This window comes from Phaeodactylibacter xiamenensis (assembly GCF_965229835.1).
Taxonomy (GTDB): Bacteria; Bacteroidota; Bacteroidia; order Chitinophagales; family Saprospiraceae; genus Phaeodactylibacter; species Phaeodactylibacter xiamenensis.
Map to the genome: position 1 here is coordinate 2680393 of NZ_OZ245931.1, position 25796 is coordinate 2706188.

The window sequence follows — 25796 nt, forward strand, 5'->3', positions numbered from 1 at the left end:
ATTACTTCCGGGCGCTGTGGACACTGCCTAACTTTGCGAACCCGGAACTGTATAATAAACGCCAAATGCCAAAATTATTTTATTATTAACAGACTACAAACCTTTTGAGTGGGTCTGCGTCAAATTTTAGCAGCCTGGCAGCGTTATTCAGGCGGATGCAAGAAACAACAAACACACATGGCTCCGAACGAAGATAAATTCAAAGCGTGGTGGAAACGGACAAAGCAGAACCTGCAGCATACGTACCGTTTCATAATCATGAACAACGAGACCTTCGAAGAAGTAGGCTCGTACCGGCTTACCCTGCTCAATGTGTACGTTGCAGCCAGCACCATTCTGGTCTTGGTGGCTTTTCTGGTGGTGACAGCCATTGCCTTTACCCCGCTGCGCCAGTACGTGCCCGGCTACGGCGAAGGCGACAAAGCCCGCCGGCAGGTGGAAAAACTATACGATGAGGTACAGTCGCTGGAACAACAGCTCGCCGCCCAGCGGGCCTATTCTGAAAATATCCGCAAAGTGCTCGTGGGAGATGTGGAAACCGCCGAACAGGCTGAGCAAAAAGCTGGCCCAGAAGTAAATATGGACTCCCTGCAGGAGGTGGAACGCTCAGAGGCGGAGGAACAACTACGTGAAGAACTGGAACTCAAAGAGATTGGAGATGTGGCACGCCGTGGCCGCCCCATCAACTTCTCTCCGGGCGATGTGCCCCTGGAGCAGTTGTTTTTCTCCCCGCCCGTTACCGGAGAGATCAGTGCCGCCTTCATGCCCGACCAAAAACACTACGGCGTGGATGTACTGGCCCCCAAAAACACCGCGATCAAATCCGCGATGGATGGGTTTATCTTTTTCTCCGACTGGACGCTTGAGACCGGCAATACCATCGGCATTCAGCACTCCAACAATACCATCACCTTCTACAAGCACAACTCTGTGCTGCTGAAGGAAGAGGGCAGTTTTGTCAAAGCCGGGGAAGCGGTTGCCATTATTGGCAATACCGGGACCCTGTCGGACGGGCCGCACCTGCACTTCGAGCTTTGGCACAAAGGCAAGCCGGTAGACCCGGTGGAGTATATTAAATTTTAACCCAGCAGCTGATCCAGCGCCTTGTCGATGGCCGGATATTCAAAGGTGAAGCCCGTAGCCTGAATCTTGTCCGCCAGTACGCGGGTACTGTCCAGTACGGCATCCGCCATTTCGCCCATCGCAAGGCGCATAGCAAAAGCCGGCGCCGGCACGATCAAAGCCGGGGAGTTCAGCGCTTCCTTCATTTGGGTAACCAGGCGTTTGTTGGTCACCGGATTGGGCGCTACGCCGTTGTAGAAACCCGATATCGTCTCCGTTTCCAGCGCATAAATAAACATCCGGGCGATATCATCAATATGGATCCAGCTGTACCATTGCTCGCCGTCTCCAAAGTAAGTCCCCGTGTAAAACCGGAAAGGGATGAGCATTTTTTCCAGTGCGCCGCCCTGAGTAGACAGTACAATCCCGATACGCAGCCCAACCGTTCGCACGCCCGTTTCCGCCACACCCTTGATGGCTTCTTCCCAGGCCTGTGTACTTTCCGAAAGGAAGCCGTTGCCGGGCGCCGCATCTTCCGACATCCACTCGTTGCCGCGGTCGCCGTAGTAGCCAATCGCGGAACTGGAAAGATAAGCCTTAGGCTGATGCCCCAGCTTTTGGAAGGTATCAGCCAGCAAAGCTGCGGACTGCACACGGCTGCTGATGATCAGCTTCTTCCGGGCTTTGGTCCAGGGGCGGTCGGCAATGCCTGCCCCCGCCAGATTAATCACATAATCCGCTTTTTCCACAGCGGCCTCGTCGATCGTGCCCGCTTCAACATCCCACTCGAAGGCGGGGAATTCAGCATCAGGCCGGGCCGTCCGGCTGAGGTGCATCACCTCGTACCCTTTTGCTTTGAGCAATGCGCTGAGCCGTGTCCCAATTAGACCTGTACCGCCACCGATGAGAACTGTAGACATATCCGTTGGTTTTTGTTTTGAAGGTAAACCATGCCGAGCACTGCGGGGCTTGGCGTAATTTTTTAACAATTCCTGAAAGGCAAGGTTCAGGGGTAGCCCCTTGGTGCAGCCTCTACCTGGGATTGCCAGGGAAAGGTTTTCGACTACGCCAAAGCTGCGTCGGACGGAGAAGCACCAGCCTGCGTCCTCCAAAGGCAACGGCCGCTTTGCGGCCGCCTCCCGGTAGCCCAGCCGATCGGCACTGCTCGCCACCCGAGATTGCCCCTACGGCACCGCTCGTGTCCCCCGCAAAAAATCATTACCCAATACAAAGCCATTACTGTCCTGGCGGGGGTCGGGGGTGGAAGTTTATTCTTTTCCTTCCCTAAAAAAATAGTGCCGTCTCCAAGCACGCCCGGCGAAAGGACCGACTCCGTATAAAACTACGTCGGACAGCGAGTGCGCCGGGCGAGACTACCGCACCAACAAAACCTCCCCCCCAATCTCCACCTCCCGCCCATCCAGCAACAGCAGGCGCAGGCGGCAAAGGTAAACGCCCGAAGGCGCCGCCTCACCCTTATGCGTACCGTCCCAGCCCCCCGAGCCGGGAGCGAAGTTTTGCCCCTCATAGACCAGACCGCCCCAGCGGTTGTAGGCTTGCATCAGGAAAACCTCCGCGACGCCCGTGCCGGCGTAGACCGTCAGCAGGTCATTGCGGCCATCACCGTTGGGCGAAAAGGCGTTGGGCAGGTAGGCCGGCGCAGCCGCATCCACGTAAATGGTGGTACGGGCGGTAGCGGTGCAGCCCAGGCTGTCCGTCAGGGTGGCGGTGTAGGCCGTGGTGGCCGGCGGCTGAGCCAGGGGCATTGGGCAATCGGTGCAGGACAAGCCCGTGGGCGGGTCCCAGGCGATGTCAAAGCTGATGGCATTTGTAGCAGCCGGCAGCCGCACTTCCTGCCCCAGGCGGATGCTCGTATCGGCGGGCAGGCTCACCTGAAGGGGTGTGGCTGCCGGCAGGGCCGCCTGACGGGCCCGGGCGCAGCCGCTGCCATCGGCTACCGTAACCGTATAAGGCTGTGCAGACAGGTTGGAAAAGACCGGGCCGGGCTGTACCGGGCCATCATTGAGCTGATAGCTGTAGGGCGGCGCACCGCCCCAGATGCTGTCGACCCGCAATTGCCCGGCTCCGGGCTCCGGGCAGCCGGTATAGCCCAACGTAAAGGTGAAATCTATGCTGTTTTCCGAAAGGCTCAGGCTGTCCGAAGCGGTGCAGCCATTGGCATCGGTGAGGGTGACGGCGTAGGTGCCGGGGGCCGTGGTGCTCAGTGCAGGCCCTGTGGTGCCATCGCTCCAAATGAAGGTGCCGCTGCCATTGCCCGTAAGCGTTGCGCTGCCGCCGTTGCAGAGGCTGCCCGACTGACTGATGGACAAAGCCGGCTCCGGATGAAGGCCCAGTTCCAGCACCACCACACTGTCGCAAGGCTGCCCGTCGCTAATCGTGTCCCGGTAGGTGCCGGGCACGGTGAGCAACTGCCCACCGAAGGCGTAGGCCCCGCCGGGGCAGATATCCGCCTGCAGGCTCCCCTCCCGACGCTCGTAGCGCAGCTCCAGGCAGTGGGTGCTGTCGCAGCCGTACTGGGAGGTGTAGGTGAGGCAGAGGGCGGTGTCGGTGGTGAAGGTTTGGTTTTGCCATGTGTAAGGCGTGCCTGCACAGTCTTCCACCACATCAGTTTGCAGGAAAGTATCAGCTTGCAACAGCTCAAAGTCTGCTGTAGCTTCACAGTCATTGGCATCGGTAAGGGTAACGGTGTAGGTGCCTGCATCAAGCCCCGTTGTGGTGGCACCGGACTGCCCGTTGCTCCAGGCGAAAGTGTAAGCCCCCGTACCCCCAGCCCCGGAGGCGGTAAGGCTACCGCTGCCCTCACAGGCAAACAGTGCCGCTGCTGTTATGCCCACCGAAAGGCTATCGGGGGCTTGTACCCAAAGTGTATCCTGGCCGCTGCACCCCTGCCCGTCACCGATTTGGATGAGGTAGCTCCCCGCTCCAAGCCCACTGCGCTCAGCAGCCTGTACACCATCGGGCCAGGTGAAGGTGTACCCACCCGTGCCGTTCTCGCCCTGTAGGGAGACGGAGGCGTCCTCCTGTCCGTAGCAGCGCGTAGAAGCCGTATCAGCGGCAAGGGCGAGGTTGTTCAGGGTATCGAGCGTGATGGTAGCGATGCTCGGCATAGTCCCGTAGTAGGAAGAATACATTTCCAACAGGATTTCCCGGCTGCCCAGGGTAGGTAAAGCAGCGGTATTTTCATACACCACAGCCTGGACCGCAGCTGCAAAATCGGTACCGAGGGAAGCATAGCTGTTGGATAAAAGCAAGCTCCCGGTGTTGTTGCCCGCTACCTCCACTCCGGGCGCCCCCGGGCAGGATAACTGCTCTGCCCCTCCATCGGGCGGGCTCAGCACCTGCAGGCGGATTGAATCCAGCACAAAAGGCGAAAAAACCTCCACATCCGCATCGGCCACCGGCACCGGCCCGGTGCAAGTCGTGCGCTGATAGCCCAGCCCGGAGGCACCGGAGCTGTCGTCGGGGTCCAGGTCGGTGTATAATATACAATCGGGTTGTCTACATTCCTGATCAGTTGCCGCATCTGTAAACCTTGTTGGAAAATCACAAATCTCGCTTAGTTCGAATGTCTCAAAGTCCAAATTATATATAACAGTCCCAGCATTGGGATCGTATGTTGTAACATAATGCTCTATGCTATCACAGGTATAATGAAAGTTCGCAACCCCCTCTATTAGAGCAAGTTCTTCGGGAAAACTATAGATGATTTCGCTATTTTCAGGATCCTCTATATCAACTTTAATAAGGTCGTTATCTATTGTGGTCATGAACAGTTCTCCATAACGGAAGAGAAAATCTCCACCAGTTCTGAAGTTTGAAGGAAAGGCGCCTTTATTTTCCAAAATTCGAGTCTCCCAATCAAATATCCAAAGTGAATCGCCACCAATATATATATTGCCATCATAGTCACAACCCATGCCTCTTACGGGTGAATTATATGTATCCATCTCAACCCCAAAAGCATAAGGTTCACTGGCTCCGGTACCTTCAGATTTCCAAGCGTAAATTCCTGGAAGGATTAATGGCGTAGTCAAATTATAAAGGATAAGGTCAAAATATAGTGAGTCATACTCATTGTTGAGCAATGTTAAACCTCTTGAAAAAGTGAACCCCGATACGACCTTAGTATCGAAGGAGCAGTCTTGCGTATTTACAATTCCCAAACGCCCAACACTTTCATCTATTAATGTTGCATCCACATCAACACTATCGTATACCCAAAAGGATTGTGTGTAAAGAACCTCAGGTCGTAATATCGTGAATAAAATAATTACTCCGAGAAAGAGGTAGCACTTGCAGCAATCGAAAAAATTTTTAACCCCTTTAGAAAAGTATTCTGCCATATTATTTATTTATACCGATGGAAAGAATTCCCCTTGCTATTGTAAAATTCCCTGCAAATTACATGCTAACTTACGTAGAGGACCGCATCCGCTCTTGGCGCAAAACTGCTACACAATAAAGGGGTAATCATACACATCTTATCCCTCACTAAAGATGTCATTTCTCTAAAAGAACTGTATACCACTAAACACTTTACTGTATCAGAATCCTATTCCTCTAATCTTTTGAGACTGTCGATTTTTTGTCTAAAAAAGCTACCAAAGTTTTAGGAACCTTGGCCTGCTTTCGACCTCTATAGTGAAGAATAGACATGATATTCTGTCACATAGGCACTTTATTGTTCGAATACGAAATTAGTCACTACTGTACAAAGCGTATCCCCTGCTTCCAGTACATTCTGCTCAATACCCGCAGTCGTCAGGTCTTCACTGTCGAAGGTCCGGCAAAATTCACCACCTGCGGTGAAGTAGGAGGGAGTCCCATTCAAGCCTTCCTCCTCCACAAAGTGGAAAGTCACCTCACAAATTTCAATCCGGTCAGCACCGCTGTTATAGTCAAAAACCATGACAAATCCATCCCGGGTAAATGTGATTTCCTGACCGGCAACCTCATACTTCAGGCTATCGGCAAGCGTGGTGGCTCCGGTTGTCGGGTCATCCATAAAGGTAAGTTGTGCCTCTGTCTCGTTTTGCAGCACAATTTCCTGGATAAAGAAATTGTCACCTACAAAAAGCAGCCAGTCTGTTGCCCGCATGGTATCCACGTAGCTTACAAAATAATCAGATGGAGTGATAGGGATGTAGCCCTGTTCGGTGACCAAAACATACTCCCGGTCAGCCGATTCATAACCAGAAAGGCTGTAAGCCTTGGGGAATTCCGGGAGTTGGGGCGGATCGTCTTCTGTGCAGCTGGACAGTAGCGCCACTCCGAGAAAGAGAACATAAATTGGAACAGGAACGAATTTCATGTTGAATGATTTTGATAGGATTACAACCTAATGATTTTAGTAATGATAGTTTGCTGAGGTAGATTGACAGGAATGATTTTCAGTAGGTAGACTCCTGGACCTATTAAAGGAGAGGGAGTGATGTTAAGGTTGTTTGAACCTTTTACTAATGGCAGCTTTCCCCAGTTTTCTACTGTTCTGCCTGTCATATCAGTCATTTCTAATAGAACTTGTTGTTGGGTTTCATTGGAGAAGATGGATAAATGGATTTCCCCTGATGAAGGATTAGGATAAACATTTGTTAAGTTTAGTTGATTCTCCAACGTCTTAGGAACGAATATATCCTTTTTGGTTGTTTTTTCTGAAGCTGTCATCTGTGGTTGGTTCAAAAATATTTCACTCATATACACTTCGGGGCCATAGGGAGAAAAATCTTTAAAGATTTTATTGCCAACATAACGTGTAGTTTCACTCCCAAAAAAATGCCCACCAAAATATAGTATATCACTATCAATGAACATTACTTCGATCGTTTCACTATCTTGACTTCCATATGGATTGAATGATAATAAATCTCCGGTTGATGACAAGGTCAAAATCAAAATGTCTAATCCTCCATTCGAAGTGAATTCATTACCGTCTACGGCTATGGTGCTGGAATAAGTAATTCCAACAGCAACACCACCGTTCTCCATGAAAACCGTCTCAATATTATAAACCTCCTCTCCAAAAATATCCTTACTCCATAGCATCTCACCATCAGTATTAAGATAAACCAAAGTACTTGATGTTGAATCCATTGGTATCTGAAGCTTGTTTTCAAAGCTTGATATACCATCTGAACGAGTCCCCTTGAGCATTAGCATAGTCTTGCCCTCTTTTTGAACTGCACCAATAAGGGTAGACGTTTCACTAATATCCAGAAACTTTAAAGTAGAGAATGCTCTCGTTGCAGCGTCCCATAAAATAACCCCCAATCCATTCGCATCAAAAGAAGGAACATTTCCAATTCCAGCACCATTAAGAATCACCTCGCTACTGTTGGAACTACCCATTTTTGTCAATAACACTCCGCTTCCATCACTCTCTGTACTCATAGTTGCATTCCGGTTGGTAGTATTTATGCCTTCTACAAAGTCGAGACCGATGACTTGCCCAAATAAGTCTAGTTGTATAATAAACAAAGACATATTTTCTGAAGAGATAAGGTCTTCTTCTCCCCAAGACAGGCTTCCCTTAAACTCTCCGGTAATCTGAATGAATCCTTCCCCGGCAAGAGCCACTTCATTTATAATTAAGGCAGAGTCTATACTTGGATTGAGGATATTGACCCACGTAGTTATGGAATCCTCATAAGATATTGATATCCCCTGGGTTTCTTCAAACACATATAAACTTTGATGAGTATCCCAATTTTCTATTTGGGTAATTAGTCCATTGTCCTCTCTTTTTAAAGTCCCTTCAGAGAAGGGGGTGAAGTCATAAAAAATTCTTCTGTTTAAGCTTGCATCTAGTACTGGTTTCGGGATAGTCATTCCTTCAAATGTAAGCGTACTTAAAGACCGAAGTCGCTCTGCCCCATAATTATCCTGCATAAAACATATCATTGTGTCTGAAGGCACTAAATTATCAATATTGAAAATATCGGATAAATCACCGTAGTTGATGATATGAATTGAGGTGCAATCATCTAAAACTATGGATGTTTCATACTTGTCGCATTCCTCTGTTCTGCATCGAATGACCTCCTGAATCAATTCTCCGTTTTCATTTACAATGCCAGATACGACTTCACAAGTAGGCAAGGTAATCTCCTCTACAGGCTCAAAAGTGACTTCAGACCCATTATCGTCAAAAGGATTAGTATCCGGGATTTGCGTTGGATTGTATTGAAGGATGTTGACATCATTGCACAATGTTTCTATCTGTGAATAGGTGTTAAAATACTTGAACTCATACCCTTCTTTGCAAAAGACGACTTCCATGCATTTAGCAGCGTCAGGGTTTTCAGGCTGAAAGTTCAATAATTCATTATACAGAGTACTAGTCCAGAATTCCGTATCCTCGTCAAGCAAGCCGTTATCCATAGCATTTAACAATCCATATAAATTGAAAGATACTACATTTGGGCAAAATAAGTCTGGCTGTGGAGGCTCTTGTAAAGATATGAATGGCAAAGTATTACACCCTGAATTGTCATTAGGGCATACTTTAAAACTACTATTGAGCCCGAAAAAACCGCCAGAGCATCGATAACGTGTACATCCATTTGGGAGTACTACTTGATCAACAATATTACCATTCCAATTCCCCCAGGTTGCTATAACCTCTAACGTCCCTGTACAAAACTTTACCCAGGCACAATCTTTCTCGGGTTGAATATGATGTTGAAGCTCATCAATATATCCTGGTAAAAAGCCATAATCACCTGGGTTATTCGCTTCAATAATTTGTAGGATATCCTCGTATTGAGCCACACGGCAGGTAACAACCTCATATTCTTTATAATATCCTGTAGCTTCATTGTTACAAACAATAGGAACTCTACATTTTCTCTTTTCTGCGTTGTCAAGGTCAAGAATTGGGACCTGTGAGGTCTCACCAACCTCTTGCCCTTCGCCACAAAAAAGCTTATATATGCAAGCCGGTGCAGGTTCGTTTTCATAGCGATCGTAGACAGGTTCCGGCGCACTTTCGCCTAATTCATATGTAAACGTTGCCTGGCAATCAGCCCCTACATTTACAATGAAGTCATAAGAGCCTGAAGATAGCCCACCCACCGTAGCCGTGAACGCAGTACCCTCCGCATAGGGCAAAAGCTCTATAGGCACAGCCACTCCTGCTACTAATACTTCAACAGACAGGTTTTCTGGTGTTGAAGTCAGGTAGATGTTTGGAATAACAATTTGTATTTCTCCTTCAGAACTGCCTGAGCAGGGTTTTATTTCTTCTGCAACAAAGAAATCTATAGCAGCCGCATCGTTTTGGCAATTGTATATTTCTCTTGATGCAAACTTTACAGTACAGCCATTATCGACCACAACTTGAACTACCGGGTCATCATCACTCAGCAGAAGCGTTGGGGAAACAAATAACTGAAATCCTTGATGGTCAACTGGCGTTCCATTAATACTCCATTGAATAACATAGTTTGAAGGCACAAACGTAAGCGGTTGCCCATCTTCTGTAATACTTGCATAAAACGAAACGGGCTCCGATTGATTTGCCGGGTCAATAAATCCACCGAACAAGTTGACATCAAAATCAGGCACATCCTTACACTCTTGGATTTGAATATCCAAAACCTGAGTGCAACCACTTAAATTATCCTCCACGCGTACAGTATAATTACCGGCCTCCAAGCCGTCTACCGAAGGGTTCGTTCCTAAAAAGCTACTGTAAGGCAGCCACTGATAGCTATAGTCCCCATCTGGAACGACAGAAATAGAAGCACTTCCATCATTTGCACCACTCGAAGAGACATGGTCGATATCCGCCAGGAATATGGTGAAGATAGAGCTTTCAATGACCTCTATATCAAAACAAACCTGATAGGACTCCCCACAGTGGTCTGTAATCGTTTCGCAGTGTTGTCCCTCCGGATACTGATGATTAATCTGTAGAATGCTGCCTGAAATCTCTGCTCCGTTTCTGTAATAGGGAGGAACACCTCCGGTAATAGTCAGCTTTACCGAGCCACCACTGCTTCCGTAACAAATATCACCTAGCGTCTCTGCCGCAACATTCAATGGAGCATCACTAGCAACTTCCTGTACCGTAAAGTCTTCGACAATTGAGCATTGAGTAGCTAAATTAGTGATAGTAACGGTGTACGTGCCAGGAGATAGATTCTCCTGTATACTAAATACATCATTTTGAACCGTTACTCCATTACTCCACTCAAACGAGGCATCAATCGGTGGCTCATTGCCACTATTATCAGGATCAATTAATGACAGGGCTACTATTATCCGGCCATTATTCTGCCCGGAACAAGAATTCACAACCGAAGTTTGGCTCTGGTCAACCAAAGGCTCGCCGTAGCTAGGCACAAAATATTCAAAGGCACCTTGGCAACCAATGGCATCTGTAACTGAAAGAGTATACTCACCTCCTGATAAGTTATCGTTATTCAACGTCGTTGTTCCATTGCTCCATATATAGGTATACGGTAGGACACCTCCAAATGAACACCCGCCTCTGAATACGATGCTACCATCGGATTCGCCACATGCTGATACTGCTGAAATATTAGGACATAGAGAACTAGTGGGGGCTGAAAGCCCACTGCATCCCTGAATCACGACTATGTGCGAATTATCATTCCCCTCTGAATACGGTGGCTCCCAGCTGCAGTCAGCCTGTTGAACCGGCAGCTCAAAACAGTTGTCTGTATTATCAAGAAGAGCTAGCGGGTTCAAAAGTGGAAGTGCGTTACCACTATTGTCTATTCCTGCAAATGATAGGATTTGTTCTACTCCATTGCTGCCCATAGATATTTCGGGCACACTGCCTAAATCAAAAGTCCAAGACTGCCCACTTCCAGGAAAGGAAGTTACTCCAAGCTCAAATGCAGCTGTTCCTGGTAAACTTACGGTCATCCACTGCATAGGCACATTTGTAAATACCTGAATAGTTAAATCTGCTCCCTGTTGAATTGCGAATATTTCTTCCTGCCCAACGTCCAAATCTTCTTGTACCTGCAACTCAAAACAACCGTCACCATTGTCTTGCCAGTTCCCTTGATAAATCAACTTAGGTGCCCCCTGAACCTCTGCAAAAACTTTCGTCTGGTTAATGAAGGGGGGCTGGGTTTCAATTAAAGGCTCCTGACCAACCTCAATCTCCAGCAGAAAGCCGCCACAGCCATTTTGATCTTCAACAATGACATTATACAATCCCATTCCAATCTGATCAAGAATATTGCTGCTCGGATCTGCAACGTCAATAGGTAGCGGCGAACCATTGGGCCCCAGGAGAAACCAATTAAAGGAGTATTCTGGTGTCCCATTAGTAATATTTATGGTAATACTTCCATCTGTAGCACTGGCACAGGTCACAGAGTTAACAATGGCTTCTAACTCAAGTGGCGCACTGTCAAATTCCATTTCAATGACTTGAGTCTGCCAGATACACTCATTGCCGTCTGTGACTTCTGCAAAATATGCCCCATCCCCAACTGTGATACTCGTACCTGACTGCCCTATACTTTCACTTGTGTCATGATTGAACCAATTCACTGAAAAAGGAGGGGCACCCTCTTCTATATGCAGTTCGATCTCGCCAATGCAACTATTTTGGGTGAATTGAAACTGTGGACCGGGGCAGGCCTCCAATACCACACTATACGTAAAAGAACAAGCATAAGCATTATAAACCTCAAGCGTATACTCGCCTGCCAGCACAATATCGTCCGGCTCTTTTGCTGTGGAGGAATAACCATTAGGGCTCGACCACTCATAGGTGAAGGGCCCGGCATTGCCCTCAGCCGTGACTGAAAAGGGCTGTTGTGGGGTGCCTTCGCAGAAGCAATCACCCGGCTGGAGATTGAGCTCAATCCCTATCTGTGCCTGCAGCGCACTGAGCAGGGCTACAAAGAGGACGGTAGTAATCGTGTATTTCATCATACTCGTGTTTGGGCAAAGGAATGGCTATCGTCCACTAAGCCAACTCAGTGGGACGCTCCCTTGCTGTAGGTTGAAGTTTTTTATGTTGTGGGCAGATTTAAGAGACGTAAAAAACCTAGCGTCTTTTTTCTACCCGAGAGCAATTGGTAAAGACTATATTTCAAACAGCCTCCCGACAACTGGGACATTCAATTAAATCAATTGATACTCTGACTGGAAAAATATAAATAGTACTCAGATGTACGGCAAACAAAGATTTGATCGCTTCCTACTGTTACAATTTTATATCCTTCAATAAAGCCTTTAATGTTTAAAGAAAGTTTCCAAATATCTCCCCCACCGCTTATCGGATACATACCCTCAAAGAATGATTCAACACTTGAGTTTATATATTTTAAAAACTCTTGTAAATCCAATGACTCCAGATTAAGTTCTTGTTCGAAAAAATCGACGGTTAGCTCAAAGTGATTTCCTCTAGCATAAGGAATAGAAAAAATATGCATGATAAAATCGACAATACTTTCGAAATTAGAGGTGTTCCCATGAAAAATCCTCAATTCTAAAGCGGTACTCAAAAAAGTAATGTATGGCTGATATGCCTTACCGTAATCATCTAATGTTAAAACCTTGATCTTCGATAACTTATCGATAAGAGGACCAGTTTTCGCAAAACCATCAAAACTAATTTTCATATTTTTAAAATTAAAAATCAGGAAACGTAGTACTGAAAGACAAATTATCTAAAGGTCCAGTATATTGAACTTCAATATCGAGTTGACCATCACTTGACTTACCATACCATATACGTTCAGTAACCTTATTCTCTGCCTTTGATCTAATGTAAGCGATTTCGTTGAGAATTTGATCATTAGTCCAATCTACTGGGAAGAAAGTAGACCGAGCTGTTTTTGGCACCCAATTATTCCCTTGCTTTATGTCAATAGCTGCCTCTTTTAAGCTACCATCAGCATAATAAGTTGGAAACCCTGTGGGCTGTGGTGACTTAAGTCTTACATTAATACCATCTACTGCAGAAGATAAGTGCCCCCCAACAGCTGCTCCACTTGAGTTAACATAACCTGATAAGTGTGAGTCGATAATTGGTTTTTCATCTAAAGCCTTTTTGAAGGGTTTCAGATAGTCTCGATCGGTTCTCCAACTATCAGGTAAATTACGATTAAATGCTTCATCCCAAGCCTCCATCAAATCTGGCACATCCACGAACTCGTCCAAAAATCCATCCCCCTCCTTCTGCAGGTCTTTCAAAAACTCATCCACCTTTTGTGTGGCATCAAAATCAAGTATGCCATCTGCATCAAAGTGGTCGTTGATGAAGACCTCCTCGTACTTTGTCCAGAAAGCAACGCCAGCATCAGTATCCGGGTCCGGAAGCTTTTTGATTATGCTCTCCAAATCTATCCCACCATTGCAGCCTGTAGACCGGACCGCTACGGGCGTACCGCCAGAGGTAAAACCCAACGGACAGAAGTCAGGGTCCCCGTCCTTATTCTTTTTCCAAAGTACGGCCAGCGAAGGCTGCGATTTTAGCTTTCTTTGGTCGATGGGGTTGTCGAAGTCACCTGCAAATTTCAGGTAGCCTTCGATCTCAGCATCGGTAAAGTTGCCGTCTTGGAAGTATTTGTAGAAAGCGTCCGAGCTGATGCCATCTAAGTCTACCTCGGAGTGGTGCTTTATATCATCAAGGTCTTCGTTCCATTCCCGTACGGCAGGCTCGGTTTTTCGGGGCAGCCCCGATACTTTATCGGCTATTTTAGTAATAGCGCCTATGTTGCCACCGACCAGGAACATCACCAAGGATGCGCCATCTTCCCCAGCCGCGTAATAGGTGCCTTCTATACCATTGGGCCCATTCCCTGCGTAGGTGTCCCTCTTGTCCTGATAAAAAGCCCTGGCGGTTTTCAGTGGTTGCCGCACCATCTCTACTATATTGCCGCGTAGCTGCTTATCATTCACAAAAGTCCAGGCAAAATTACCCAATTGTACTGCACCGACTAACGGATTCTCGCTGACAACCACATTGCCAATTCCCACCAAAGCTTCTGGCACTTCATAAAGCGGCTGATCATCCGCCGGCAAATTAGCCCTCCACAGTTTATCCGTAATCTGCTGGGTTCCCATGAAATCTACGGCAATAGCCGCCATCTCGCTGGTAATGGTATAGGTATTTATATTTTTTTTAGTTGACTCAGGCAGGTTAGGCCGCAATCCAAAAAAATTAGGCCTTGAGGTGGGCGTGTTATCCTCTTCTCCCGGATTGGCGTTTTCCGCTAGAGTTTGTGGTGTCCTCACATTCCGGATCACATCCCTGATTTTTCGGACATACATGTTTTTCAAAAGCAGCGCTTGCTCTTCCGGCAGATCATAGCCCACATTAGTATGCGTATAGAAGTCCTCAGCTAAACGGACACAGAAGAAAGCCCTCCTATCCTCGGTATAATGAATTCGAAAAATGGCATCCTTAATGTGTGACTCAGCAGTACTTAGAGCAAGAGTTTGAAAACGCTCTTGGGCTTCACTATAGTCATAGCCACAGCCTCCATCAGGGCAATAGCTATTATCCGCTGTTATGATAAACGCGAAATTAGCGCCATAGACTTGAGATGCCTGAGTAATGGCTTGCTCGAAAATGCTTTTGGTTTCAGGATCTAGACCTGCAAAGTCTTGCAAATTGGCAGTCTCGCTTATTGCTGTATTCGGTGGGATGACATACGAAGGCGCCAACGCTATTTCTTCATCCAGTACAAAGCAATCTGGCTCATCCAGAGCACTTTCTTCTTCATTTATGCATTCGCTTGGGTCTAAAACGGCCTGTATGTCTTGAAGTACTCCTTGTGCGACAACATCATTCAAGGCAAGGTCAATTTCTTCATATACCCCTGTGTAACAGTTGAACATGAAAGACTTAATCTGCCCGCCTACGCAAGTGAAAACAACATAGTCCAACGTACCATCCTCTCGAGTGACCCGGAAAGATGCGACTCGCTGGTCGATAGAAAGCAGCTCGAACGCCTCAAGGAATTCTGCCGCAGTAACGGGAGATGTGCTAACCGGCACACTAGGGGCGGCGGGCCCAGTAAATTGCCCGCTAAGCACGGCAGGGGCGCTGAAGAAGTCAGAGATAACAACTCCCGACCCATTGTTGATATAATCAGGTTCTGCCCCTACATATTGAAAGTAACTGTACGACACCGTCTCCGTACTTGCTGGCCAGGGTGGAGACAGCTCTCCTAATGTGACGGCCAGTGTTTGACCCTCTTCAAAAGGGCTGACTGAAAAGAATGCTTCCTGGGGGTTATTGCTGGTAGTTACCACCGTGTTCATCCGGTGGTAGCCGACAAACAAGGGAGGCAGATTATTTAGAAGCTGTACATTCAAATCTACCCTACCCCTGTAGTACGTAATCTCTCCACTCTGTCCATAATTTGTAAAATCTGTAAGCCCGAGCAAAGCTCCTTCTGGTATGTCAGCCCCTATCATATCGTCATTAGGCACAAATCGGGTGGTGTACCCATCTGGCACACTCATTGGTATACCAGCAGGAGAAATGGCTACCATGCTTTCTGTAGAGGACCCGTCACACAGTAACTGGTTGAGGTTGCCACTTGGCTGTGCGGCACTCAGCCCTTGGTCCATAAAGTTATTTAGGCTATTGTCCGTAATAGCGAAAATAGCTTGGTTAGCTTCGCTGCCGGTATTGCCGTCCCACCCGTCAATCTCTGTTTGCGCTAAGGCAAAGGACAGATCGGCATGCCCCTCCAGAGATTCTCCTGGATAATGATTGTCTAAGCCCGGCACATTAGTAAGTATGTATAATTTATCTTGCCCATCCCCTTCTGCCTCAAAGAGATGTATCCAAAAAGCGAGCGGCGCATCCCCTTCGAATTTCCCTTCTATAAAGTCAAGGTAATCCATGCAGCTGCAGAGATCGTCGTTCTTAGTAATGTAGGTTCTGACCTTATCGTAGCCATACATCGTATTGAAGTAGGACATATAAGAGTCCATAACCCCAGCTAAATTGTCTATAACTTCATCATTAACTGCGATCACCTTTTCGGCATCGTCCTTGACACATGTAACATCCGATGAAGAGCAGGCCGAAGTGCACAAACTTGTGGTTGTTCGCTGAGATGTAGGCTCACCGGGAGATAAGGTTACATCCGGATCTATCTCTATATCCATCGCAAAGAAGCCTTTGCCCTGGAAATAAGCTTGTATATCATCGGTATCCATAGCCTCCCCTACTTCTACAGCAGCAACAGCTTCACAACCGTTCGCCGCTGTAACAGTAACCGAAAATTCAGGATTGGCTGCCACATCAACATCTGAGACTGTAATGGAAGTTTCCGTCGTACCTGTGGCACCTGTAGACCATGTGTAATTTGAATATTGCCCTTCAACGGATAGCTCTACCGTACCTCCAGGGCATATCACAGGGTTCTCCGGTAATATACTGACAACAGCATCAATTTCTTGTAAGTCAATTTCTGCTGTAGTTTCACATCCTGTTACTATGTTAGTGACGGTTACATCATAATTTCCGCTCCTGTCTTCGCTTATCTCACTGCCAGAAAGACCATTAGACCAATAGAACTCATAGTCTTCAGCATTACCCTCTGGAACGACATTGACAATAAGCACTGATGGAGCTCCCGAACAAACAGACGTACTGGTAGCTGAAATACTTGCACTGAAAGAGGCTTCCGTGACTTCAATGCTGCCTTCATCGGTACATCCGGAAATTACATCCGTAATAGTTACAGTATAGGTGCCCGGTTGGCCTGCTTCAATAGCTGCAGTTGACTCTCCGGTGGACCACTGATAGGTATTTGCATCTGTGCTTAACCAAGTAACTGCTTCCAACCATACTGTTCCACCCTCACAAATTGAAGGTCCGGAGGGCGTTATTGTCAGATCAGAGGGTTGATTAACTGTCACCATCACTTCCTCCTCCACAATCAACTCCCCCTCCGAAGTAGTCACATAAACGGTATAGGTAGTCGTCTCAGAAGGCGTCGCATCAGGCATGGCAGATGCAGGGTCATCCAGCCCATCTGTAGGCAGCCAAGCATAACAATAATCCACGCCATCCACCGGGTGAGGCGCTGGCAGGCAGCCCGTGCCCAATTGTACAGTCTCCCCGGCGCAAATGATGTGGTCCGGCCCGGCGACGCTAGTACAAGGCGGCTCCACCACCACCTCAAAGCTCATCACTTCATCACCATTTCCATCCGTGAGCTGGAACGTGTATGTACCGGCGACAGCCTCCGCGCTTGGTGACAGCTCGAAGCACACATTGTCAGTACTTCCTGCCGGGAAGGTCAGCGGCATAGTTGTGAAATCACTAAAGTGCGGGGAGCCGTCCCCATCAATACTAAGCGCTAACGCCATATCCCCAGCTGGCGCACTGTCAGGCGACAGGCATAGCATGAATGGGGTGCCGGGCTCGGCCTCTATGCCGCCTGTTATTAGGTTGCCATCATTATCTGTCAGAGACAAACTGGGCATTGGAGCTTCTTGCAGGGCTTCGACCATGAAATTATCCAGCCGGGCAAATACATCGGGGAGATTAGCACCTCCATGCTCCACGGCCACCCAATAGTTGCCATCAGCCGCGACCGAAAATGTATCGCTTTCTACTGCCGCGCCGGGGTCTTCATAATGGATATCGGCAAGCGGTACACCCTGCGATATGAAGGTGACTTGTTGGGGGTTCGACGTTGGCACATACCCAAAGTTGACCGCCTGCCCGGTTCTGTTCACCTTCCCATTAAGGGATACCCGGTAGGTTACACCTGCCAGCAGGGATACGCGCATTCGCATACGGTCCTGAGCACTAAAGCTGCTTGTAAACGCGCAAAGGTCATTGTAACTTCCGGAAGCACCATTGTTTCCCTTTCCAAAGCCTTGTTGAGCAAACCCCTGAACTCCGGTAAGGCTATCTGTAAAGGAAGGGTTTGAAAAATCAACAATCCGCACCGTATCCCAGCTTTGAGCGGAGGTGAGGAAAGGCACCATAAGCAGGGCAGCCAACAGGACCAGTTGCCCAAGCCGCTTCCTGAAAAACGTACCGGTAAATACCGTAGTTAATGTACAGGAAGGAGTAGCACGATGTTTTTGCATTTTAATCTAAGTTTTAATGCCCGAATCAGCATGAAATTGACACCCGGGCAACGGGGTTTACCCTTCCGGCGGTACACGATGCCGGAAGCTGTGAAAACGAATATTATGTCAGGTATGCACCAACTTGTGCATACAGGGACGCATTAACAGTTCAGTCCTTACCGAGGACCGTTGCTGAACCTTATACTTAATTTTTGTGCCGGGATTACCGTACAAATAATGCTAATCTAATTCACCATTTGACAACCCAACCATTGGTGCATATCTATACATGTAAGAACCCAATTATTAAGGTTCCAGGCGTAGAACTCCTAATCTTAGACTTGAACGGCTAAGCCCTGGCAGAAAGGTTCGAAGTAGGGCATCAACGGATCAAACAAATATCGTACCCAGAGGCACGCTATTGATGCTTTATTCCAAACCAATCTAACCATCAAGACAGCTTCTAAATGCATCAGCCAAAAGGATAAGCTTTATACCTGTGAACAGGCAATCCTATCTCTTATTGAACGAGCAGACATTTATCAGACATAGTAAACCATGCTGACGACAGAAGCCATACCCTTTACCGATTTTGTTCCCCAGATAAAAATGTGCAATAGATGATTAAGCGCTTGCGCGAATATACCTTGTGCATACAGGAGACAGAAGTCTTAGTTGCTTCTGTAACTCTATATAGTTTACTAACAATGGTAAATTTACCCCCCCCCCCGCGAGATTCCAAAATTTTTGAGTGTTTTTTTCAAAAAAAACATTGTGGCGCGGACTATTGTCTTGCAAAAGGCTCTGGTCCGGTCTCGTTTCAGGTGCTTACCTTCAACCGTAGAGACCGTTTCGTCAGCAGAGCGTACCTGGGACCAAGCCTCAATTGACCGACCATTTATCTGAGACACCTGATTGAGAAAAACCCGTTTTGTTCACCACGCTGCCCCAGCACACCAAGGCTATTGGCACGCTAACAAGCCGCCGTGTGCATAACAAACTGCACTTTTGATAGCCTGGCAGCATTTGCTGTTTGCCTCTTGGATAAGCTGGAGCAGAGCCGGAAGCTCTACCCCAGCAGCCATAGCGCTTAAATGCAGAGGGTTGCCCCCGGTAACTAGTGGCCACTTCATATGGCGTATATAATCTACGGTATCACTTTCTGTTTTGTGCAATTTGTTATACCTACCAGGCCGCCTCCGGAAAAATAATTATAAATTACTCACCAAATCCTTTAATTTAGGGCAGGTCCCAAGTTTATTCTTCCTTTGAACGAATCTGAAAACATGATCAAAATCAGCCCCGCAGTACTACTGCTGATGCTTAGCTTTTTTCTTTGGCGTTGCCAGGACAGTTCGCCTGCTTCCGGCGGGCAAGCCTCCGGAGTGGATTTCAAGCGCAAAGACAATGTCGTCTACGCCCGGCTTCCTGCCGAGCCCGACCGGCTGAACCCTATACTTGCGGCAAGCACTTACGCCCGCGTGGTGAACGAGCAGCTCTTTCTGAACCTCCTCCACTTCAACCCCACTACGCTGGAGCTGGAACCGCAGCTGGCAAAAGCGCCCCCCGTGGTTAAAGAAATCAATGAGGGCCCCAACGCCGGTGGTGTCGCCTACACTTTTGAAATACATGAGGCCGCAGTTTGGGATGACGGCAGCCCGATCACCGGGCATGACCTCGCTTTTACGCTCAAAGCCATTCTCAACCCCAAAGTCAATGCCGCGCACTACCGCGCCTACCTGGAGTTCATCAGCGAGGTGGAGGTCAATGCTGACAACCCCAAAGCGTTCACGGTTTATGCCAATAAGAAATATATACTCGGCGAGCCTGCCATCAGCAATATGACAGTACTGCCTGCCCATATTTACGACCCGGAAGGCCTGCTTAGCCCATACCGTGTGGCGGACTTGTCCGACCCTGAGGCAGCAGCCCGCCTTGTGGAGTCCGACCCGGGCCTGCAGGCTTTTGCAGATGCTTTCAACAGCCCTAAGTACTCCCGGGAAAAAGGCTTCGTTTCCGGTTCCGGCCCTTACACTTTTGAAGGCTGGGAAACCGGGCAGAAAATTGAATTGTCCCGCAAAACTGACTGGTGGGGGGATGCCCTGCAGGCGGATTACCCTATGCTTAGCGCGGCACCGGAGCGGTTGGTCTTTACGATTATCCCCGATCAGACCGCCATGCTGGCTGCGCTTAAGGACGAACAGATTGATGTGACGAGCCAGATTGATGCCGAAGACTTTGTCGGCCTCAGGGACAATGAGCTGGTAAGCGACCGTTATGAACTGCATACGCCGCCGGCACTCGTGTACTACTTCATCGGGCTCAACAATAAGTCTCCAAAACTGGCAGACAAAAGGGTACGCCGGGCGCTGGCCCACCTGCTTGACGTGGATGAACTGATCAACACCCTTTACAACGGCCTGGCCACCCGCACTGTGGGCCCCTTCCACCCTACCAAGCCTTATTACCATGACGAGCTGCCCCCCATCCCCTTTGATCCGGAACAGGCGCGCAGCTTGCTGGCAGAAGCCGGCTGGGAAGACACCAACGGCAATGGTATCGTAGATAAAAACCTCAACGGCGTACTTACCGAACTGGAGCTGGACTATATCATCAGCTCAGCCAGTAAATTTGCCAACAACCAGGCGCTCCTCTTTCAGGACAATGCCAAACGGGCCGGCGTAAGCATTAATATCGAACCCAAAGAATTTACCGTGCTGATCGACCAGGTCAAAAAGCGCGATTACGAAATCTACTCCAGCGGCTGGGGGCAAGCCCCTATACCCGATGACCCCAAGCAGCTCTGGCACTCGGAAAGCGATACCCCGTCCGGCGGCAACCGCGTCAGCTTCCGCAATGAAGAAGCCGACCGGCTCATTGAAGCGATACAGGTAACCCTGGACGAGCAGAAGCGCCGGGAGCTTTATCTGGAATTTCAGGAGCTGATATACGAAGAGCAGCCTTACATTTTCCTATTTTCGCCACTGGAACGCATCGCCATCAGCAAACGATTCGAAGCGATGGCCTCCGCGCGAAGGCCTGGCTTTTTTGTTCAGGACTTTGTTTTGCGGGATGTAGCGCCCCAATAATTACCTATTTTACCTTAATTCGCCCCAATTCAATCTAAAAACCGACCACATGACTTTACGTTCTACCCTCCGTTTCTTGTTGTTTGCTCTATTGATTGGCTTCTCTAGCTGTGGCAGTGATCCCGATCCCGCATCAGATACCGGCCAAACGAACCAAGGCATTGCCCCTGAATCGGTAAGCCTGCAACTGGATGCGGAGCCTGATCAGCTCAACCCCGTGCTGACCCTGAGCAATTATTCCAATACCATTATTGGTGCCACCTTTTCCTATTTGCAGCGGCTCAACCCCACTACCCTGGAGCTGGAACCGGCTCTCGCCGTGAGCGCGCCTGAAGTGAAAATTCTGGAAGAAGGCCCCTACGCAGGCGGCGTTTCCTACACCTTCGAAATCCGCCCGGAAGCCGTTTGGGACAATGGCAGCCCGGTGACGGCAGAGGACTTCCTTTTCACCATGAAAGCCACCTTCAATCCTAAAGTGCCGGCGGCGCCCTACCGGGTTTACTTGTCTTTCATCAAGGAAGTGGCAATAGATGCGGAGAACCCGAAGCGGTTCACTGTTTACTCTGACCAAAAGTATATCATTGGGGAAGAAGCAATCAGCGCGGCTTTGCCCGTGCTGCCTGTGCACCATTATGACTCCCTCGGGTTGATGGCGGACATCCCCCTGCCCGACCTAATGGATACCGAGAAAGCCAAAGCCCTCGCCGAAAGCAACGAAAAGATCAACCAATTTGCCGAGCAATTCACCAGCCCCTTTTTCAGCCGGGAGCCGGAAGGTGTGAATGGCTGCGGGCCTTACAAGCTGGTGCGCTGGGAGACCGGTCAGCGGCTGGTCCTCAAACGCAAAGCGGACTGGTGGGGCGATCAGGTGGAAGGTGCAGGCATTGTCATGGAATCCTATCCGCAGGAGATGATCTTCCGCCCCATTCAGGATCAGACCGCAGCGGTGGCCGCCCTGAAGGACGGGCAGCTTGATGTACTGGCGAATACTGCACCTGAGCAGTTCAATGAGCTGAAGGAGACGGCTTTTGTAGCTGAGAAATTTGACTTCTACACGCCACCATCTTTGGTGCATGCCTTTGTCTACCTGAACACCCGAATCCCAAAACTGGAAGATCCAAGAGTACGCCGTGCACTGGCCTACGCCACCGATGTGGAGAGCATTATTAATACGGCTTTCTCCGGGCTGGCAGAGCCTTCGACTGGATCCGTACTTGCTTCCTCTTCTTACCACAACCCGGATATCAAGCCTATCCCCTATGAAGTGGAGAAGGCCCGGGCACTGCTGACCGAAGCCGGTTGGGAAGACAGCAATGATAATGGTATTGTGGACAAAGAAATTGACGGGGTGCTCACGGAATTATCGCTGGAATATAAGTACACCGCCGGGCGGCAGGTTTCTCAAAGTGTAGCGCTGCTGCTTCAGGAGTCTGCCAAAAAAGCCGGCATCGAAATCACCCTGACCCCACAGGAGCACAACGTGAATATGGAAGATGTCAGCCGCCGGGACTTCGAGCTCCTGGCAGGTGCCAAAGGCATTCAGCCCATCACCTGGGAGCCCAAGCAGGAGTACCATTCCGAAGGTGATGACCGCAGTGGTTTTGCCACTCCTGAAACCGATGCGCTTATTGACCGTATACAAGTTACCCTGGATCCTAAGGAGCGCAAAAAGCTCTACATGGACCTACAGGCCAAAATCCACGAGTCTATGCCGATCATTCCCATTTTGGTACCAACCGGCCGGCTTATCATTAATAAGGAGTTGGAAGCCCCGATCACACCGGTGTTCCCGGGCTACGTCCCTGCATTATTAAAATTTAAAACCGAGGGCTAGGTGCCCGCCATTTATGCTGCAGTACCTGCTTAAACGCCTGTTGATTTTTCTGCCCACCCTGCTGGTCATATCTTTGCTGGCCTTTGGGCTGAGCAAGATGGCACCTGGCGACCCGGTGGAACAGCGCAACCGTGATATGGGTGGAGGGCTGCAGCGTGAGCTAAGGGACGCAGACCGGGTGTACCGGGAAACGTCCGAATACCTGGGGCTGGACAAGCCTGTTTTTTACCTGAGCCTGTCTTCTGCGGCCTACCCCGACACCCTCTACCGCATCTTCAAGCGCGATGAAAGGGAAAACCTGGTCAAGCTCATTCAACAGTATGGTAACTGGGAAGCCATTTCCAACTACTATCATGCAATACGAAAGGCAGACCAAGGTACCGAACAACTCCTGGGCAAAACCGAAGCCGTTCGTGCCGTGCGCCCACTCATCAAACAGCTGTACCTGGCTTATAAAGACGAGCGCATCAGCAGCCTGCTCGACAAAGCCGCCAGCCAAACCGCCGGAGACAGCACCCTGCAGGCAACCATCGGCACTTCGGTAGCCCAACTGCAGGAAACGTATAGTCAGCTTAAGGCTCAGGCCAGCCCCGGGCGACTCTACATCCCCGATATCAAATGGTACGGGTTCGACAATCAGTACCACAACTGGATTACGGATTTTCTGACCCTCGACTTTGGAGAATCCTTTATTGACAGCCGGCCTGTGGCCGATAAGATGGGGGATGCGCTGCGGTGGACCCTGACGATGAACCTCCTGGCCATTCTTATTGCCTACCTTTTGTCGGTGCCGATTGGAGTGTTTTCAGCCGTTTGGAAAGACAGTACGTTTGACCGTGTGACGACTTTGCTGCTCTTCGTGCTGTATTCGCTGCCGAACTTCTGGATTGCCACGATGCTGGTGGTTTTCTTCACCACGCCGGAGTACGGTATGGACTGGTTTCCGTCTCTGGGGCTGGGGGACCTGCCGCCCGATGCACCATTCTGGCAGCGGTTTGTGGAAGCCGGCACACACCTGGTGCTACCGGTTTTTTGCCTGGCCTACGGTGCGCTGGCCTTTATTTCGCGTCAGGTGCGGGGCGGCATGTTGAACGTGATCCGGCAAGACTACATCCGTACCGCCTGGGCCAAAGGCCTGAATGCGCAACCGGTGATCTGGAAACATGCGTTCAGCAACGCTTTATTTCCCATTATCACGATGTTTGCGAGTATCTTCCCGGCGGTGTTTGCCGGCTCGGTGGTGATTGAGGTGATTTTCAATATACCAGGTATGGGCAAACTGACCGTTGATGCTATTTTTCAGCGCGACTGGCCGGTAGTGTACACCGTATTAATGCTTGCTGCGATACTGACGATGACCGGTATACTGGTGGCTGATATCCTTTATGCAATGGCAGACCCCCGGGTCTCCTACGGAAAAGACAAGAATTAACCATGCTGATTGGCGTACGCAAAGAACAGGAACTGGCTGACCATCTCAGCCAACAGCAGGCTCCCCCGCAGAGCTACTGGTCGATCGTGCGGCAGCAGTTCCGGAAAAACCGGATGGCGGTCTGGTCGCTGCGGGTACTGTACGTACTAGGGTTTATTGCCCTCTTTGCCGACTTCATCGCCAATGAAAAGCCGATATACGCCAAGCTGGACGGGGAGTCGCACTTCCCGGTACTCCGCTCCTATGCGGTTGGGCTCGGGCTGGATAGCTGGGAAGCCCGTTTTTTCCAGAACAGCTGGCATGAGCACGACTACGACTATGTGATCTGGGCACCTATACCCTACTCCGCTCAAACGATGGACCGCAACAACCGCAACTACGTAGCTCCGGGCGATGAGCAGGATGTGCCTTCCACCCGCTTCCGGCACTGGCTCGGCACCGACCAACTGGGCAGAGATGTGGCTGCCGGGATGATTGCCGGCACCCGCACGGCTATGCTGGTCGGTATTGTAGCGATGAGTATTGCCGCGCTGATCGGCATCTTCCTCGGCGCACTGGCTGGCTACTTTGGGGATGAGCGGTTCAGCATTAGCCGGATTCGTTTGGTACTGAACGGGCTGGGGGTCTTTCTGGCCTACTTCTATGGTTTTCAGGCCCGGTCCTTTGCCCTAAGTGAGGGCACCTTTGGTTGGGAAATATTCAAGAGCCTGGTCCTCATTATCGCCATTATGGGCCTCGTCAATCTGCTTGCGGTGTGGTTGAAAGGCAAGGGAGTCTGGTCGCAACCGGTCACCATTCCGCTTGACCTCGGAGTGATGCGGCTGATCGAAGTGGTCAACTCTATCCCCGGGCTGCTACTCATTTTGAGCATCGTAGCCATCATTGAAGAACAATCGGTCTTTTACATTATGGCCATTATCGGTCTGATAGGCTGGACCGGGATCGCCCGCTTCATCCGGGCGGAGCTGCTACGGGTGAGAAACCTGGAGTACATTGAGGCCGCGCAGGCCCTGGGCTACAGCGAATGGCGGATTATAGCCCGGCATGCCATTCCCAATGCTCTGACGCCAGTACTCATCACTATCGCCTTTGGAGTCGCCAGTGCGATACTGATGGAAGCCTTTTTATCCTTTCTGGGCATAGGGGTAGCTGCAGAAGAAGTCACCTGGGGCTCCCTGCTCAACCTGGCCCGGAGTAAATTCACTGCCTGGTGGCTGGCGATCTTCCCCGGGCTGGCAATTTTTGTGACGGTCACGGTATTCAACCTGCTGGGTGAAGGGCTTACCGATGCGTTGGACCCCCGCCGGAAGCAGTAAAT

General features: G+C 49.5%; 11 protein-coding genes. 5 read left to right on the forward strand and 6 right to left on the reverse strand.

Annotation, left to right across the window (positions count from 1 at the left end):
* The first annotated feature begins 177 nt into the window (after window positions 1-177).
* Window positions 178-1083, forward strand: a complete 906-nt coding sequence (locus ACO08I_RS09915) for a murein hydrolase activator EnvC family protein (protein WP_421949221.1) — start codon at window positions 178-180, stop codon at window positions 1081-1083.
* On the opposite strand, the gene ACO08I_RS09920 is transcribed toward ACO08I_RS09915, so the two are convergent.
* The 6 genes from ACO08I_RS09920 to ACO08I_RS09945 form a co-directional block, all read right to left on the reverse strand.
* Window positions 1080-1982, reverse strand: a complete 903-nt coding sequence (locus ACO08I_RS09920; protein ID WP_421949222.1) for a TIGR01777 family oxidoreductase — start codon at window positions 1980-1982, stop codon at window positions 1080-1082. The genes ACO08I_RS09915 and ACO08I_RS09920 overlap by 4 nt on opposite strands.
* Window positions 1983-2435: 453 nt before the next feature.
* Window positions 2436-4850 carry a gliding motility-associated C-terminal domain-containing protein gene (locus tag ACO08I_RS09925; RefSeq protein WP_421949223.1) on the reverse strand — a complete coding sequence of 805 codons (2415 nt, stop codon included), beginning with the start codon at window positions 4848-4850 and terminating at the stop codon, window positions 2436-2438.
* A 911-nt stretch (window positions 4851-5761) separates the two neighbouring features.
* On the reverse strand, window positions 5762-6394 hold the full coding sequence (locus ACO08I_RS09930; RefSeq protein ID WP_421949224.1) for a hypothetical protein: 633 nt from the start codon (window positions 6392-6394) through the stop codon (window positions 5762-5764).
* A gap of 20 nt (window positions 6395-6414) precedes the next feature.
* On the reverse strand, window positions 6415-12000 hold the full coding sequence (locus ACO08I_RS09935) for a T9SS type A sorting domain-containing protein (protein ID WP_421949225.1): 5586 nt from the start codon (window positions 11998-12000) through the stop codon (window positions 6415-6417).
* A gap of 197 nt (window positions 12001-12197) precedes the next feature.
* A complete protein-coding gene (locus tag ACO08I_RS09940; protein WP_282774662.1) occupies window positions 12198-12692 on the reverse strand; it encodes a hypothetical protein in 495 nt (164 codons plus the stop codon).
* 10 nt (window positions 12693-12702) lie between these two features.
* Window positions 12703-18141 carry an EndoU domain-containing protein gene (locus ACO08I_RS09945; protein ID WP_421949226.1) on the reverse strand — a complete coding sequence of 1813 codons (5439 nt, stop codon included), beginning with the start codon at window positions 18139-18141 and terminating at the stop codon, window positions 12703-12705.
* 1268 nt (window positions 18142-19409) lie between these two features.
* Here ACO08I_RS09945 and ACO08I_RS09950 point away from each other — a divergent pair.
* From ACO08I_RS09950 to ACO08I_RS09965, 4 genes are read left to right on the forward strand one after another with little or no spacing between them, the layout of a single operon-like run.
* Complete coding sequence (locus tag ACO08I_RS09950) at window positions 19410-21212, forward strand: ABC transporter substrate-binding protein (RefSeq protein ID WP_421949227.1); 1803 nt, start codon at window positions 19410-19412, stop codon at window positions 21210-21212.
* A gap of 49 nt (window positions 21213-21261) precedes the next feature.
* A complete protein-coding gene (locus tag ACO08I_RS09955; protein WP_421949228.1) occupies window positions 21262-23046 on the forward strand; it encodes an ABC transporter substrate-binding protein in 1785 nt (594 codons plus the stop codon).
* Between the two features lie 13 nt (window positions 23047-23059).
* The gene (locus ACO08I_RS09960) at window positions 23060-24478 is read left to right on the forward strand and encodes an ABC transporter permease (RefSeq protein ID WP_282775556.1); all 1419 of its coding nucleotides are present in this window, start codon (window positions 23060-23062) and stop codon (window positions 24476-24478) included.
* Between the two features lie 2 nt (window positions 24479-24480).
* On the forward strand, window positions 24481-25794 hold the full coding sequence (locus ACO08I_RS09965) for an ABC transporter permease (RefSeq protein ID WP_282775555.1): 1314 nt from the start codon (window positions 24481-24483) through the stop codon (window positions 25792-25794).
* Window positions 25795-25796: the final 2 nt, after the last annotated feature.

Bases quoted from the DNA above. Each gene is read 5' to 3' on its own strand.
- ACO08I_RS09950 (WP_421949227.1), top strand. From the start codon at position 19,410: ATGATCAAAATCAGCCCCGCAGTACTACTGCTGATGCTTAGCTTTTTT.
- ACO08I_RS09920 (WP_421949222.1), bottom strand. From the start codon at position 1,982: ATGTCTACAGTTCTCATCGGTGGCGGTACAGGTCTAATTGGGACACGG.
- ACO08I_RS09960 (WP_282775556.1), top strand. From the start codon at position 23,060: ATGCTGCAGTACCTGCTTAAACGCCTGTTGATTTTTCTGCCCACCCTG.
- ACO08I_RS09935 (WP_421949225.1), bottom strand. From the start codon at position 12,000: ATGATGAAATACACGATTACTACCGTCCTCTTTGTAGCCCTGCTCAGT.
- ACO08I_RS09955 (WP_421949228.1), top strand. From the start codon at position 21,262: ATGACTTTACGTTCTACCCTCCGTTTCTTGTTGTTTGCTCTATTGATT.
- ACO08I_RS09965 (WP_282775555.1), top strand. From the start codon at position 24,481: ATGCTGATTGGCGTACGCAAAGAACAGGAACTGGCTGACCATCTCAGC.
- ACO08I_RS09915 (WP_421949221.1), top strand. From the start codon at position 178: ATGGCTCCGAACGAAGATAAATTCAAAGCGTGGTGGAAACGGACAAAG.
- ACO08I_RS09930 (WP_421949224.1), bottom strand. From the start codon at position 6,394: ATGAAATTCGTTCCTGTTCCAATTTATGTTCTCTTTCTCGGAGTGGCG.
- ACO08I_RS09925 (WP_421949223.1), bottom strand. From the start codon at position 4,850: ATGACCACAATAGATAACGACCTTATTAAAGTTGATATAGAGGATCCT.
- ACO08I_RS09945 (WP_421949226.1), bottom strand. From the start codon at position 18,141: ATGCAAAAACATCGTGCTACTCCTTCCTGTACATTAACTACGGTATTT.
- ACO08I_RS09940 (WP_282774662.1), bottom strand. From the start codon at position 12,692: ATGAAAATTAGTTTTGATGGTTTTGCGAAAACTGGTCCTCTTATCGAT.